Source organism: Bacillus sp. BHET2, from assembly GCF_005938125.1.
GTDB lineage: Bacteria > Bacillota > Bacilli > Bacillales > Bacillaceae_B > Rossellomorea.
In genome coordinates, this window is record NZ_VCQN01000003.1 from 161,583 (window position 1) to 176,278 (window position 14,696).

Consider the following 14,696-nt stretch of genomic DNA (forward strand, 5'->3'; position numbering starts at 1 on the left):
GTATAAGTCAGCTCCTGCGGGTCGTGAAGGAGGAGGGTAAGTTAATGGTCCCTGGTGATCATAAAACAATTTTCTTTTTCATTGATGTGTAAGTAGTAGGGAGATTGATGGGTTATACCCATTTCTTCACGGAGTTCCTTTGGGATGTGAACAGTTCCTTTTTCTGAGATGTAGCGCTTGTTGTGCGTGGATTCTTTTACCGCATGCTTAATATATAGGCAATTGTTTTGATAGAAAAGTTCTGCGAGTCTTCCCGGCAATAGTCCAAACTGCTGCCGCCATTTATGTGGAAGGGTGATCGTGCCACTCTTACTGAATGTTTTGCTTCCGTACACCATGCTCAACATATCATCACCTGCTTTCACTATCTTTGCTACTCTTTTACCTATTAAATAAAAAATAAACACAAATTTGAATAAATAGGAAGAAGGTTGGAGGAGAAGTTTAGTAAAATAATGTGAGAGGAAAAAAACATATAAGCATTATTTGGAGGTGTGAATGATCGAACCTATACATATTTTGTTCTTGCTTGTGATCGGCTATAGTGTCTTTACCATTGATAAAAAGAAAAAGAATTTTCCCGTTCCTGTCGTTTTATTGCTTATTGGAGTGGTGCTTTCGTTTGTACCTGCTTTTTCCGGTGTCACACTTACTAAAGATATTATCTTCGAATGGTTCCTGCCAGCACTCTTATTTATTTCCGCATATCAATTTCCAACAAAGGCCTTGAAGAGGCATGCTGCAATCATCGCTATCCTTAGTACGGTCGGTATCATCATCACTACGTTATTGATGAGCCTTCTCTTCTACTACGGTTTACATCCATGGCTTTCTATTTCGTTTGTAGAAGCACTATTGATTTCGGCGATTTTGACACCCACGGATCCCGTTTCCGTTGTTTCAATTTTGAAAGAATCATCCAATAGACAGGATATCGCTGACGTAGTGGAAGGAGAGTCGATGATCAATGACGGGACAAGTATAGTCCTTTTTACGGTTGTGGCTGGAATTTACTTTGGAGAGGAGAGTTTTTCAGTTCCTTCATTCCTCGGGGAATTCCTTTTGGTTTCTCTTGGAGGAATCGTGATTGGGATTACATTGGGGTGGCTTGCGAGCAAGGCGATTCATTTCACGATTGATGCGAGGTATCAGATTATGCTCAGTATCATCCTGGCGTACGGAACCTTTTACATAGGTGAAGAACTTGGAGTTTCCGGCGTTCTTGCCACCGTGTCTTCAGGAATCATGCTTTCCTATGAATTCGGCAAAACAATTAAAGAAAATCACTTCAGGAAGGATCTGGATGGCTTTTGGACCGTGATCGAACCGACCATCCTGACCTTTTTATTCTTAATGATCGGGATCCAAACGACACGATATTTATCCTTTTCATTAATTGGGTGGATCTTCTTACTATTTGTTCTCTCCTTATTCGTTCGCTATGTTATTATTATTGGTGTTGTAAAAATGAAAGGAACGTGGAGAAACACATATGGATGGAAGGAAGTATTCATCTTAACCTGGTCGGGCATTAAAGGAACCATGTCTGTTGCTTTATTACTGGGTTTAAATGAACAAGGTCCATTTCTTCTTCACTCCTTAACATTCGGAGTCATCCTGTTTTCACTTGTGATACAAAGTGTGGGAATCTATCCTTTATCTACCTTATTTCTTAAAGGAGATGGGAAGGGTAAAGATTATTGATAAATTGGTAAGAACTGTGAAACCATAGGGGAAAGACTATTTGAATTTAGGTGAAGACACTAGATGAAAAAAGCAAAAGACATTGCCTTAAAAATTTCCATCACCTATGTGTTATTAGGCACCTTGTGGATTGTGTTTTCCGACTATTTTTCTATGGTCATAACACATGAAAACCTGAGTATGTATATTTATTTTCAGCGCTATAAGGGCTGGTTATTTATCTTGGTGACTGGTATCGTTATTTTTTCATTGGTCTACCGGAGAACCGGTGAGTTGATCCTCTCTAATGAAAAATTGAAAAGTAAGGAGAGGCAACTTCAGGTTAGGAACCAGCATTACCATTCATTGTTCGAACAAAATCCAGATGCCGTATTAGAGCTTAGCTTTGATGGTAAAGTGATATCAGTGAACTCAGCAGCTGAAGTGATGCTAGAATCCACACATCAAGAATTAAAAGAAGTGAAATTCAGCAATTATTTGGATGAAGAAGAAATGAATCGGATCACCGGTTACTTTTTCGAATCTTTCAAAGGCATTCCATCCACCTTTGAAACAACACTTTATCTAGGAAAGAAAAAGAGGAAGCTCCTACGATGCTCCCTTGTGCCAATCATCATTGATCAAAAGGTTACAGGGATGTTTGCGATCGCAAGGGACATCACCCTTAATCGGGAGAATGAGGAAATGGTCGTAGCTTCTGAAAAGCTTTCTGTCATTGGCCAACTTGCGGCAGCAGTGGCTCATGAAATCCGCAATCCGCTCACATCTCTCAAGGGGTTCATTCAACTGATGCAAACCACCAAAACGATTAATGATGCTCACTTGGAAATTATGCTCTCCGAAGTGGATCGCATCGATTTAATTTCAGGGGAGATGCTGATTCTTGGAAAGCAGCAAGAAACCCATTTCCTTCATGAAAGACTGGACGATATCCTCAGACAGGTGTTGGTGTTGATGGAAGCTCAGGCTAATCTTGATAACGTATCAATAGCATATAATAACCTCGCTGAAAGGCCGTTAAATGTTCTAGGGGAAGTCAATCAGCTTAAACAGGTGTTTATCAATATTATTAAAAATGCAGTAGAATCCATCCCTAAAGGTAAGGAAGGTAGAGTAACCATTACCTTGCAGGAACTGGATATGGAAGCACATGTCATTGTAAGTGACAATGGAATCGGAATGGAGCCTGAGCGGATCGAACACCTGGGGGAACCATTCTACTCTACGAAAGAGAAAGGCACCGGTCTGGGACTTGCTGTATGTCAAAAAATCATTGAACGCCATAATGGGCATATCCATTTTCAAAGCGAAAAAGAAATAGGGACGGTAGTGGAAATCATCTTGCCAATTGAGGAGAGATCGATTCCTTCTGCCTTGTCCGATTAAGAAGGGACGAAAAGAATGAACTCAATTTCAAGCATTATCCATACCCCAACGATTCAGAAGAACTGGGAAGAATCTGGCTTTACAACATTAACTCCCGTACAGGAAAAAGTGGTACCTCTGATTATGGAAGGAAAAGATGTAGTGTGTGAATCGCCAACCGGTACAGGGAAAACCCTGGCGTATTTACTCCCGATCATCCAATCAATCGACCCATCAAGGAAACAGGCTCAAGCTGTTATTCTTGCCCCATCGAGAGAACTTGTCATGCAGATCCATCAGGAAATCCAGAAATGGGCAAAGGGAACAGACGTGACAAGCGCTGCCTTCATTGGTGGAGCCAACATTAAGAAGCAGGTCGAAAAGCTGAAGAAAAAGCCGCATATCGTCGTAGGTACAACGGGTCGTATGATTGAATTGATGAAGTTGAAAAAATTGAAGATGCATGAAGTGAAGACGATCGTCGTCGATGAATTCGACTTAATGATCTCCTCAGAACATATCCGTGAAGTGAAGGAAATCATTAAATCGACTTTAAAAGAGCGTCAAGTTCTCTTCTTCTCAGCTACTTTATCAGATGAAACCGAGAGTGTCGCAGAAACACTTCTGCAAAACCATGAAATCGTTAAAATGGAAGCGAACCTAGATAATCAGAAAGTAGATCATGTTTTTGTGTATAGTGAATTGCGGGACAAAATGGAAGCCCTTAGAAGCATCTCCTACTTTAAAGGAATCAAAGCACTCGTATTCTTTAATCAACTGGAGAAACTCTCTGAAATAGAAGAGAAGCTTAAATTTAAAGGAGTAGAGCTCGAAGTATTGGCAGGAGAGTCAACTAAAACCGAGCGCAAGCAATCATTGGACCGCTTCCGTTCAGGGAAAGTGTCCATGCTTCTGACAACAGACGTTGCAGCACGTGGACTGGACATTACAGATGTTACACATGTCGTTCACTACGACTTCCCAAGTGATACGAAACAATATATTCACCGCTCTGGAAGAACAGGCCGTATGGGTGCAGAAGGAACCGTCATCTGTCTGGTATCCAAACGTGAGCTCAGCTTCCTTGAAAAACTAAGCAAAGAACTTAACCTCCCATTCGAAGAAAAAACCATTCGTGGTGGTGGCCTACAAGCTCCAGAACAAAAATAAACAACATATTCAGAGGTCCGTCCCTCATTCTTGAGGGACGGACCTCTGTTTTTTGTCGGGTCTGTCATTAGCTTCGAAACACAACTTCCCCATTCATCAGTGTCATCCAGACATTAGTCTCCAAGATTTCCTCCATCTCCACGTCAAAAAGATTCCGATCCAAAACGACTAAATCGGCTTTCTTGCCAATCTCGATCGTTCCTAAATCGTGCTCCCTGAAATTTCCGAAAGCAGAGGCTTTCGTATAGTGAGTCAAGGCAGATGCCAATGAAATTTTCTCGCGAGGATTCCATCCGCTCTGAGGGGTGCCATCTTCATGCTTACGGGTGACTGCCCTGTAAAGACCGAGCATCGGGTTCAAATCCACAATCGGGAAGTCTGTACCGAACGCTATATTTGCACGGTGTTCCTGTAAGGATCCAATCGGCCACGTATACCGTGACCTGTCAAGACCCAGTCGATCTAAATAGGCGTGGGTGTCCATCGAACCTGCCGTAAGATGCTCAGGCTGAATTGATGCTATGACTCCTAATTTCGCAAATCGATCGAAATCGCCGGGGTTACACACTTCAATATGTTCAATGGTATGCCGGGAATCCCGTATCCCATTTACGCTTCGGGCATGTTCATATAAATCGAGTGCCAATCGAACCGCTCCGTCACCACATGCGTGAAGACGCACACGGAAACCTTCCCGGTCAGCATCATCAATCCACTGTTGGTACACATGTGGTTCATAAATGGTACCGCCTCTTTCTGTAGGGCGATCGGAGTATGGATTCAATAAATAACCGGTATATGTGAGGGGAACACCATCCAGAAATTGCTTCAAGCCTGAAAATTGGAGCTTATCCGATTGATACTTCTCTCTAAACTGAACACCCCGTTCTAGATCACCATCGAGAACATCGAGGAAATGAATTCTTGATGTCAGTTTCCCCTTCTCCTCAAAGCTTTTATAAAAAGCCGGATCTCCCAATGTATATCCAGGAAGAGGGAGCATGTCGGAAACAGAAGTGATTCCATTGGATGAAGTCTTTAATAGCATTCCAGTTAACAATCTATTTTTTACTTTTTCATCAAACGTGAAAGCTTTTACCACATACTGCACTGCCGTTTCATATAAAAATCCAGTGGGATCTCCGTACTCGTCTTTTTCAATTTTCCCGAAAAGAGGTTCGGGGGTATCCCGTTGAATTCCTAGTTTCTGCAGAGCTGCTGTATTCAGCCAAGCACTATGTGCTTCTTCATTCAGAAGTACAACCGGACGGTGAGGAATGTAGCGATCTAACGAATGACGAGTAGGGAGGTTCTGGCCAGGCCAGCGGACGTGATGCCATCCGAATCCAAGCACCCATTCCTCATCGGGATGTTTCGAGGCATAGCTCGCCGCCATTTTTGCCGAGTCATCTTCTGTATGACCGAAAGTAAGCTGACAAAACCCCTCGAACATCGCCCCTAAAAATAAATGGAGATGAAAGTCATGAAATCCTGCCATCACGAGACGATCACCGACATCCCATGTTTCGGTGGACGGACCTACAAAGCACTCTATCTCGGAACGTGGCCCCACTCCAATAATGGTGTCATCCCTTACAGCCACGAACCCGTCAAATGGGGAGGTAGCGTTCCCGGTGAAAATGGTACTGCTTACAATGATTTTATGAGCCTTCATCTCTTACTCCCATCCTTTTTAACCTATTTAATCGATTGTAACCAGAATAAGGGAATAATACAACGCTATAAGCAAACAGAGAAAGGTAGATTGATGAAAAATTCCTCTTCCAAGAAGGCATTGGAAAAATCAATGTTGAATTAATAAGGAGAACAAATAGAAAAGGAGAATGAGTATGCTGACAAGAGCCTTCCCAGTGCTTGAAACAGAAAGATATTGTTTAAGACAAATGGGAGAAGAAGATGCTCCCAAAGTGTTTGATTATTTTTCAAAAGATGAAGTCACCCGATATTATGACTTAGAATCGTTTCAGGATGAAACACAAGCTGTTGAAATCATTCAAAGCTGGAACGAGCGATTTCGTATGAATGAAGGAATACGATGGGGGATTTCACTTAAAGAAACAAATGAGATCATCGGAAGTTGCGGTTATCATCAATGGGAGAAAGAACATTTTAAAGCAGAGGTGGGGTTTGAAATTCATCCTGCATATTGGAGACAGGGGATAATAACAGAGGTGCTTCGACCCATCCTGAAATATGGCTTTGAAGAAATGGCACTGAACAGAATAGAGGCCTATTATGATCCTGAAAATCTGGCATCTTTGAAGAGCCTTGAAAAAGCAGGCTTTACATTTGAAGGTGTATTACGAAAAGCTGCATATGAAAAAGGCGTATTTTGTGATATGGCGGTTTGTTCTCTACTAAAAGAAGAATTTTAAGCACAAATTTAAGACGCTGCTTATGTCTATACCACATAAACAGCGCCTTAACTTAAGTAAACCTTATTCAATTAACTTTCCTATCCTTTCTTACTAATACACATACTTAACATTCATTTAAATTAATGTAAATTAATGGTCTTGCATGTATTATTTAGTTTATTTTCATTTGTTACTGATTTCCCCACACGCCTACATGTTACGAAGATAGTTTTCACTGACTACCTCCTTGCGTACCATGATGTTAGCATGTTTCGCTGACACTCTTCATTGGAATCATCTCCTGAAATAAGATTGCGCATTCCCGCATATCCACACATCCTGAAATCAGTTTTCACGGGCCGATCTCAAAAGCGAGATGTGATGCTGACATGCTTTGCTTGCTTACGTCATTGGAATCACGCCTTCCTTTAAAGTTTTGTGTGTTTGTAAATCATTTATTAATTATATATTAACAAATTATAAAATTAATGCAAATGTTCAGAATAATCAATATAATGCGATTTGGGCTGTTTTTTATGATGAAATTGTAGGTTATCTCACTTTATCTTATTATTGCTCATTCTTTTATAAATCTCTTTTGGGAAAGTTGATACCCCGTAGGGCAAAGCCTGAGGAGGCTCAACTCACGCCCCGCGGAAAGCGAGCACCTGCAGCGGAAATATAGCAACAATCTTTGTGAAAGGCTCTTTTCGCAAAGATTGTTGTTTTCTAAACATAGGAGCAGCTGCTAAGGCTCTGTCTATGAGGGAGTGCGATAGATGGTGAGGGGAACGGCTTCGCTTTCCGGCGGACGAACGGCCAAGCCTCCTCAGCTTCGCTTCCGGGGTCTCGGCACGCCCGTTTTTCCGCAGGAGTCTACGCCGTTCCCCTCACCATCTACAAGAGATGTCGTGACAGAGCTTATTAGTGAAAAAAACGAATGAAGTGGCATTTTACTATTCAAGCTAAAATCGACCACTGCACTCGATGAAAAATGTGTTTTCTAGCCGTGTATGGTAGTTGATTAGTCCTCCACTCGCTACCTTCAATAGCAACAAAGTTTACGAAAAGAGCCTTGTGAAAACAGCCAAAAAGAAAGAGTATGAAATTAGCAAAAAATCTTCATTAATTTAATCTTCTATTAAGATAGAACGTTTCCAAATCGAGCTCCCGGTTCACAAGCAGTTCCATTTCTTCAAGATGCCGGGTTTCCACAACGGGGTCGAGTTCGGACCAGTGGACTTTATTGACAAAGTAATAGTTTCTGATCTTTCTAAGGATGACCAGGGAGTGGGGGAAGAGGTCGAATTCTGCTTTTATGCTGTTGAAGCGGGTAAAGCCCCATTTTGTTAGTTTCATCATTTATCACCTGATTTCCTATTCCCTGTTCTGTCCGGTGCTTAATCATCAAGGAGCATATCCAATTTAAACAAACGTTTGGTTAGTCACCAGAAACCTTTATTTTACAAGGCTTAAAGGTATTAAACAACCGTTTACTACTATTTATCGATCGAATGTTGTCTCCCTGTCGCCCTTAGATTGTCATTGCTATTTTCAAAGGGCTCTTGTTATGATGAAAAGGTTATGAATTGAAAGGTAAGCTAGGAGAATGAGCTTTGAATAAAGTATTAACCAACTATTCTATTTATCCATATGATGCGGAAAAAAAGGAAATCCCGGTCGCCGCGCTCCATAAGGGAGAGACTACGAAGCAGCTGGTATCCTCCCATGAAGAGGATGCTTTTTTCTTTCGGACGATGGAAGAAGCGGGCATTCACCTGAATGCTTCACAAATCGAAGCAGTCCGTCATGTAAAGGGACCATGTTTGACCCTTGCAGGTGCAGGGACAGGCAAGACAACGGTTCTAGTCTGTCGAGCAGGTTATCTCATGGCCGTCAAAGATATCCAACCAAGAAATATCCTACTCGTCACGTTCACTAAGAAAGCCGCGGAAGAAATGAAGCAGCGGATTGCAAGTCTTCCAGGTACAGAAGCTGGTGGAGCGGTCCATGCCAGCACCTTTCACGCTTTGTTTCTATATTTGCTGAGGTCCCGTCATTACACACAAGAAGTGCTGGGAAACGAGCGATATAAACAAATTATTCTTAAGCAAATTCAAAGGGAAATGAATATATATGACCCTTATGATGCCGAGACGCTCCTTGCCAAACTCTCGCATTATAAGTTGAATCAGAAAGATATTAGGGAACTGCCGCAGAAATCCAAATCAGAAAAAGAAGTACGAAGCATTCTTTTAAAATATGAAGAGTGGAAGCGAATGAATCATAAAATGGATTTCGATGACATTTTGACCGAGGCCTATCAATTATTATTAGGGAATCCTAATCTGTTGACGTCTCTTCAGCATCGTTTCCAGTATGTGATGGTGGATGAGTTCCAGGATACGAATCTTGTACAATATGAGCTTATGAAACTGATTGCTGCTCACCGGAACTTGTTTGTGGTAGGGGATGATGATCAAACAATCTACACCTTTAATGGTGCCAGGAACGAATTCATCCTGGACTTTGATGAAGAATTTCCGGATGCCAGAGTCGTGACGTTAAAAGAGAATTACCGGTCCGATGCTTATATCATCGGATTAGGGAATGAAGTAATCGGCCGGAATGATCACCGACGGAAAAAAGAGTTGATCGCCACCAAAATCGAGGGTCAAAAACCTCTTTACTCAAGACCGGCAACGGCAGATGAAGAAGCCGTCTGGATTACAGAGGAAATAGAGAGGTTAATAAAAGAGGGTTACAAATATAGGGACATGACGATACTTCACCGGACCATGAGCAGCGGCCGTGCTGTATTTGAGCAACTTCTGTTAAAGGATATTCCTTTTACACCATATAATCAAAAGGATTCTCTCTTCTATGAAAACTGGACGGTGAAGCCTGTCGTGGATTATTTGCGATTATCGATTGTGCCAAGGAACTTTCAAGCGATAGAATCCATCCTTCCCACCCTCTTCATTAGAAGAGATAGGGGTATGGCTCATATTCTGGAAGAAGAGGGGAAAGAGAGAAAGAAGTATCCTCTCATTCACTTAACGACTTTATCTGGACTAAAGCCTTTCCAGGTGAAAAACATTAAAGAACGTATGAAGTTCCTTAAGTCAATCGGAGATCAATCACCAGAAGCGGCGATCAAACGGATCCGTAAAGAATTCTATCACCAGTACATCGATGCCCAGGAATCTCATGTAGTGACGGAACAGAAGGAAATCATTAAAGAAATGCTGGACGAGCTTGAAGGTTCGGCAAAGCGTTTTGATACGATTTCAAGCTTTATCACCTTCATTGATGAGATGAAGGCAAAGTATGAGGAGATCTACTCAAATCAAAGCCAAAAGAAGAACACAGACAGCGTGTCCCTCATGACGATCCATCGTTCCAAGGGATTGGAGTTCCCGGTCGTGTTTCTAATCGGGGCCATCGAAGGGAATCTTCCCCACAGTTCAGCTCTTAATGCCAATAAGCTAGAGGATAAGGTGTACAAGGATCCGAACGAAAAGGAAAAGACAACGGAGGCAGTTGAGGAAGAAAGGCGACTAGCCTATGTAGCCATTACGAGGGCAAAAGAGAAGTTATTTATTTCATCTCCTGCATATTATCAAGGTGAACAGCGAAAATGCTCACGCTTTATTGCGGACTTATTTCAAACTGTTCCCCAATCGGATCAGCCGCAACGAACCAAAAAGGTACGGAGCGGGAAAACCAGCAAGATCCTGGCCTGGGTTTGCACGAATTCCAAGTGCATCGCCTGGCAAAGACCGGAAACCCATGAGGATACAAAATCCAAGATTTGTCCCCTTTGCTCAAGTTCAATGAAGTTGGGCGAAAAGGAAATTACGGAATAATAAAAGCCCGAGCGCCCTATGAAAATAGGGTCCTCGGGCTTTTTATCACGATATATCGACCGTTATCCGGATGTATCAACCGTTCTTTCATTTTATCAACCATATTTTCAGGATATCGACCATCCTGAAAAGACGGACGAATTTCGATGCAACCGTAATAATCTACACCACCAAAACCCCATCATCACTGAGAAAAGTGGTCATTGTCATGATCATAAGAATCAATCTTTTTCGCATCATTCGAATCCAAAGCTTGTCTTAAGAAATAAATAAGAATACCCATAATCATCCCAAGCATCACGATTAGACCAATCGTTATTGTAATTCCCATCTTAAGCCCTCCTTTTTCCTTAGCTATGGTCCATTTCTCATCATTCTAAACCTCTATATGTTTAGTCTATGAATAGGGGGAGGGAATATATTCGATTAGAAAAACAAATTGTGAAGGGAATCATCCAGTAAAGCTCTCCTTTGGGAATTTAAAAAACGCATTCAAGCAAAAAAAATAACCTTTCCACTATGATCTCCTTAGAGGAAAGGTTACTTCTTTCTTCGTGAAATTTCTCATGTTCGATCGATTAATACCGCACGAACGGGGGAGCCATCTCCTTCTTGAAGAGGGAGGGGAAGTGCGATCAATTCGTATCGACCGGGCATGACATCGGTAAGGTTAAGCCCTTCTAATATTCCGATATCATTTTCCTGTAATGAATGATGTGCTTCCAATTCCTTACTGTCCAAAGGATCGACTGAAGGAAGATCGATTCCAATCAGCTCAATCCCCTTTTCTTTCAAAAACGGAGCAAGCTCTTTCGCGATAGGAGGAATTTGCTCAGGGAATTGATTCGAATCCTTCCAGGCATTTGTCTTGAATAGAATCTTCTTCGTACCTGAAAAGTCGATATCCTTCAACTGCTCAGCATTTATTTCAGAAGTATTCTCCATAGACACTACGATCGCTTGTCCCATGAATCGCTCCAAAGGCAGGTCGAGTATTCGGTTTCCATCACTGTCAAAATGAAAGGGGGCATCGACGTGGGTTCCTGTATGGGAGCTCAACATCATCTGTCCGACATTGACGGATCCCGTTTCCTCCTTCGTCCAATTCAATGAAAACGAGAAAGGGGTGTCTCCAGGCCAAACCGGTGTGTCATGATGCAATGGTCTGGAAATATCAATGATCTTCATATGCTTTCATCCTTTCTTATGATATTAAGCAACAACATTCCGCGTATTTTCAAATTGCTTATATTCTTCAGTCTCCATGATAGTCTTTAAGATTTGAATTGTATTCCATACATCTAGGTAGGAGGAATAAAGGGCAACAGGCGCCAAGCGAATCACATTTGGTGAACGGAAATCCGGCGTGACCTTATTCACCTTCAAGGCTTTACAAATTCTTGCCGCTTCCTCGTGCTTTAAACTGATATGGCCGCCCCTCCGGTCATCTTCTAGTGGATTGCAGATTGTAAATCCATGCTCTGAAAGCTCTTGCTGGAACAGATCAATCATGAACCTTGTCAGTGAAAGGGATTTTTTTCTCAGATTTTTAATTCCTGCTTCTTCAAATAATTCGAGTGAACCGAGTAAAGGAGCGCTACTTAAGATATGGGGGGTGCCAATCTGGAATGCACCGGCAGAGTCATCATGGGTCAACGTGTGATCCATATCAAACTGCTTATCCTTGCGTGAACTGAACCATCCGGACAGTCCTGGTTTCTTCCCTGCATGCGTGTTGTGAACAAATAATCCACCTACTCCACCGGGACCGCTATTTAAGTACTTGTAATTGCACCAAACAGCAAAGTCCACACCGTCCTCATGTAATTGATGTGGGAGTGCCCCGATCGAATGGGCCAAATCGAATCCAATTATGATATCCCGTTTATGGGCTTCAGCAGTCAATCGTTTGATATCGAGGAGCTGTCCACTCCGGTAAAGAACAGATGGTAAGAGAATCAATGCGATATTATCGTGCATGTTTTCAATGATGTCTTCTTCTCTTAGCGTGTAACCGTCTCGACTTTCCACTTGAATCAAGTGCTCTTCAGGGGAGTATCCCTTTAACTCCAGCTGGCTTTGAATCGCATAAATATCTGAAGGAAAGGTCAGTTCATCAGCCAGGATTTTGGTTCGTTTTCCACTAGGTTTATAGAAGGTGGCAAGTAATTGATGAAGGTTCGTCGTAATGGAACCCGTCACGATGACTTCTTCCTTTTCTGCCCCCACTAAGGGCCCAGTCATCTCTCCAAGCTTCTCAGAGTAATAGAACCAAGGCTCCTGTCCCTCCATCCAACCATCGATACCATGTTTCTTCCAATCCGAAAGTGAAGTCAGGAGCGACTTCTCCGCACGTTTTGAAAGCAGGCCCAGTGAATTTCCATCCATATAATAGTGACCATTCTTTATGTAAAATTCATTGCGGAAACGAGCCAATGAATCCTGTCTATCCAGCTCTAGTGCATGTTCCTCTGTTAATGTTCTTCTTTGAATCATCCCAACCCCACCTTATACAGTCTTACCAAAATAATAATCGAAATGGTATGAATAGTAAAATAATTATCTGATTGTATGAAAAGGAAATCTTTCTCTATCAATCTATAAACATTCTTACAAGCGGCATCCATATGCAGTGAGCATAGATAGGTGAAAGTATTTATTTTTGAATAAATTATTCAAAAATGTATTAAAACTCAGAATAGTCTGGTATAAATTGATTAATATTAATAATTTCAGGAAAATTTTATTCATTTTTGAATAATTTCTGCCTGAATAAAGGAGTAGGGCTCAATGACAGTAAATAAAAAAAGTTGGAATGAGAATGAAGCGATCCTTCATTCTTTGCAAGATGATATTTTAGTAACAAACACAGATGGAATCATTTTGAAAGTCAGTGACGCAACCGGTGAAATTTACAATGTGAACTCGGAAGACATGATAGGGAAATCGGTATATGACCTGGAGAAGGAAGGAGTTTTTTCCCCACTCTTAACCCCTTTAGTCATAAAAGAAAAGAAGAAAATTACGTTGGTTCAGACGAGTAAAGAAGGAAAGAAGCTCCTGGTTACAGGAATTCCTGTATTTCAAGAAGACGGTGAGTTAGTGAGGATTGTCAGTTATTCTCATGATGTAACGGAATTATTAAACATGAAAAAATATTTGATGGATATGGAAGACGAGATGGAAAGGGTGAAAAGTGAGCTTGATCTCCTTAGGAGCCGTCATTATTACTCAGAAGGGATCATCGCTACAAGTGATGAAATGAAGAGGGTGTTGCAGGTTGCCTTGCAGGTAGCCGATGTGGATGTGAACGTTCTTTTGTTAGGGGAATCGGGAGTTGGTAAGTCCCATATTGCGAAATTCATACATAATAAGAGTCAGAGAAAAGGTGGTCCTTTCATTGAGGTCAATTGCGGGGCGATACCAGAATCCTTATTCGAGGCAGAGTTCTTCGGGTATGAACCCGGATCTTTCACTGGCGCAGATCGTAAAGGGAAGGTGGGGCTTGCAGAACTCGCAGAAGGGGGAACGCTATTTCTTGATGAAATTGGGGAATTATCGCTCTCAAATCAAGTCAAAATATTAAAGTTCATTCAGGAGAAACACTATTATCGGGTTGGTGGTACCAAAGCAAGAAAGGTGGATTTTCGCGTTCTGGCAGCGACAAACAAAGATTTAGAGACAGCCGTTGAGGAGAGAGCATTTAGGGAGGACCTGTTCTTTCGCTTGAATGTAGTCCCCATCATCATTCCTCCTTTACGGGAACGAACGGCTGATATCATGACGATGATCGAGTATTTTGTTAATCATTTCTCCGAAAAATATAACCGGGAAAGAAGATTGGATGAAGGAGTGCTTCATCAATTACTCGTACAAGAATGGAAAGGGAATGTAAGGGAGTTAATGAATTTAATAGAACGGTTGATTGTGACAGCTTCTAAGCAATTGATTGAGATGGAAAACCTGCCCAGTCGATACATTAAACACACTGGGGATATCACAAGCTTTGAGCAAAGTGGAACATCATTAAGGGACATCCTTGAGGGAGTAGAAGCCCAAGTAGTGAGAAGGGCCCGTGAGGTTCATAAGACGACGACTCAAATGGCTCAAAATTTAGGAATCAGTCAACCCTCTGTAGTCAGAAAACTTAAAAAATACAAAATTAAATAAAAATTGGCATGAAACTTGCAAGTGTTAGGGTGATTAGATA

General features: G+C 41.7%; 13 protein-coding genes. 7 read left to right on the top strand and 6 right to left on the bottom strand.

Features of this window, described 5'->3' with window-relative positions; translation table 11 throughout:
* Window positions 1-41 precede the first annotated feature (41 nt).
* On the bottom strand, window positions 42-365 hold the full coding sequence (locus tag FGG79_RS13470) for an AbrB/MazE/SpoVT family DNA-binding domain-containing protein (RefSeq protein ID WP_240794279.1): 324 nt from the start codon (window positions 363-365) through the stop codon (window positions 42-44).
* Between the two features lie 133 nt (window positions 366-498).
* Between FGG79_RS13470 and FGG79_RS13475 the strand changes: the two genes are divergently transcribed.
* The 3 genes from FGG79_RS13475 to FGG79_RS13485 all read left to right on the top strand — a co-directional run bounded on the left by FGG79_RS13475 (window position 499) and on the right by FGG79_RS13485 (window position 4,239).
* A complete protein-coding gene (locus tag FGG79_RS13475; RefSeq protein ID WP_138779169.1) occupies window positions 499-1,704 on the top strand; it encodes a cation:proton antiporter in 1,206 nt (401 codons plus the stop codon).
* A 63-nt stretch (window positions 1,705-1,767) separates the two neighbouring features.
* Complete coding sequence (locus FGG79_RS13480) at window positions 1,768-3,090, top strand: ATP-binding protein (RefSeq protein ID WP_138779171.1); 1,323 nt, start codon at window positions 1,768-1,770, stop codon at window positions 3,088-3,090.
* A gap of 15 nt (window positions 3,091-3,105) precedes the next feature.
* Window positions 3,106-4,239, top strand: coding sequence for a DEAD/DEAH box helicase (locus FGG79_RS13485; RefSeq protein ID WP_138779173.1), 1,134 nt, complete (start codon window positions 3,106-3,108; stop codon window positions 4,237-4,239).
* A gap of 67 nt (window positions 4,240-4,306) precedes the next feature.
* Here FGG79_RS13485 and FGG79_RS13490 read toward each other — a convergent pair whose 3' ends face one another.
* Window positions 4,307-5,914 (bottom strand): amidohydrolase, encoded by a 1,608-nt coding sequence (locus FGG79_RS13490; RefSeq protein ID WP_138779175.1) that lies wholly within the window; start codon window positions 5,912-5,914, stop codon window positions 4,307-4,309.
* Window positions 5,915-6,089: 175 nt separating this feature from the next.
* Between FGG79_RS13490 and FGG79_RS13495 the strand changes: the two genes are divergently transcribed.
* Both FGG79_RS13495 and FGG79_RS21820 read left to right on the top strand, forming a co-directional pair.
* Window positions 6,090-6,635 carry a GNAT family N-acetyltransferase gene (locus tag FGG79_RS13495; protein ID WP_138779178.1) on the top strand — a complete coding sequence of 182 codons (546 nt, stop codon included), beginning with the start codon at window positions 6,090-6,092 and terminating at the stop codon, window positions 6,633-6,635.
* Window positions 6,636-7,396: 761 nt separating this feature from the next.
* Window positions 7,397-7,561 carry a hypothetical protein gene (locus FGG79_RS21820; RefSeq protein ID WP_171050926.1) on the top strand — a complete coding sequence of 55 codons (165 nt, stop codon included), beginning with the start codon at window positions 7,397-7,399 and terminating at the stop codon, window positions 7,559-7,561.
* A gap of 181 nt (window positions 7,562-7,742) precedes the next feature.
* On the opposite strand, the gene FGG79_RS13500 is transcribed toward FGG79_RS21820, so the two are convergent.
* Window positions 7,743-7,976 carry a hypothetical protein gene (locus FGG79_RS13500; protein ID WP_138779180.1) on the bottom strand — a complete coding sequence of 78 codons (234 nt, stop codon included), beginning with the start codon at window positions 7,974-7,976 and terminating at the stop codon, window positions 7,743-7,745.
* Between the two features lie 257 nt (window positions 7,977-8,233).
* Between FGG79_RS13500 and FGG79_RS13505 the strand changes: the two genes are divergently transcribed.
* Entirely contained in the window at window positions 8,234-10,486 is a 2,253-nt protein-coding gene (locus FGG79_RS13505) for a UvrD-helicase domain-containing protein (protein ID WP_138779182.1), read from the top strand.
* 184 nt (window positions 10,487-10,670) lie between these two features.
* On the opposite strand, the gene FGG79_RS21825 is transcribed toward FGG79_RS13505, so the two are convergent.
* From FGG79_RS21825 to kynU, 3 genes are all read right to left on the bottom strand, one after another.
* On the bottom strand, window positions 10,671-10,817 hold the full coding sequence (locus tag FGG79_RS21825; protein ID WP_171050927.1) for a hypothetical protein: 147 nt from the start codon (window positions 10,815-10,817) through the stop codon (window positions 10,671-10,673).
* Window positions 10,818-11,050: 233 nt separating this feature from the next.
* The gene (kynB, locus tag FGG79_RS13510) at window positions 11,051-11,674 is read right to left on the bottom strand and encodes an arylformamidase (protein ID WP_138779184.1); all 624 of its coding nucleotides are present in this window, start codon (window positions 11,672-11,674) and stop codon (window positions 11,051-11,053) included.
* A gap of 24 nt (window positions 11,675-11,698) precedes the next feature.
* Window positions 11,699-12,982: a kynureninase gene (gene kynU, locus FGG79_RS13515; protein WP_138779186.1), complete on the bottom strand. Its 1,284-nt coding sequence runs from the start codon at window positions 12,980-12,982 to the stop codon at window positions 11,699-11,701.
* A 294-nt stretch (window positions 12,983-13,276) separates the two neighbouring features.
* On the opposite strand from kynU, the gene FGG79_RS13520 reads away from it, so the two are divergent.
* Window positions 13,277-14,656 carry a sigma-54 interaction domain-containing protein gene (locus tag FGG79_RS13520; protein WP_138779188.1) on the top strand — a complete coding sequence of 460 codons (1,380 nt, stop codon included), beginning with the start codon at window positions 13,277-13,279 and terminating at the stop codon, window positions 14,654-14,656.
* The last annotated feature ends 40 nt before the right edge of the window (window positions 14,657-14,696 follow it).

Bases quoted from the DNA above. Each gene is read 5' to 3' on its own strand.
- FGG79_RS13475 (WP_138779169.1), top strand. From the start codon at position 499: ATGATCGAACCTATACATATTTTGTTCTTGCTTGTGATCGGCTATAGT.
- FGG79_RS13480 (WP_138779171.1), top strand. From the start codon at position 1,768: ATGAAAAAAGCAAAAGACATTGCCTTAAAAATTTCCATCACCTATGTG.
- FGG79_RS13485 (WP_138779173.1), top strand. From the start codon at position 3,106: ATGAACTCAATTTCAAGCATTATCCATACCCCAACGATTCAGAAGAAC.
- FGG79_RS13490 (WP_138779175.1), bottom strand. From the start codon at position 5,914: ATGAAGGCTCATAAAATCATTGTAAGCAGTACCATTTTCACCGGGAAC.
- FGG79_RS13495 (WP_138779178.1), top strand. From the start codon at position 6,090: ATGCTGACAAGAGCCTTCCCAGTGCTTGAAACAGAAAGATATTGTTTA.
- FGG79_RS21820 (WP_171050926.1), top strand. From the start codon at position 7,397: ATGGTGAGGGGAACGGCTTCGCTTTCCGGCGGACGAACGGCCAAGCCT.
- FGG79_RS13500 (WP_138779180.1), bottom strand. From the start codon at position 7,976: ATGAAACTAACAAAATGGGGCTTTACCCGCTTCAACAGCATAAAAGCA.
- FGG79_RS21825 (WP_171050927.1), bottom strand. From the start codon at position 10,817: ATGGGAATTACAATAACGATTGGTCTAATCGTGATGCTTGGGATGATT.
- kynB (WP_138779184.1), bottom strand. From the start codon at position 11,674: ATGAAGATCATTGATATTTCCAGACCATTGCATCATGACACACCGGTT.
- kynU (WP_138779186.1), bottom strand. From the start codon at position 12,982: ATGATTCAAAGAAGAACATTAACAGAGGAACATGCACTAGAGCTGGAT.
- FGG79_RS13520 (WP_138779188.1), top strand. From the start codon at position 13,277: ATGACAGTAAATAAAAAAAGTTGGAATGAGAATGAAGCGATCCTTCAT.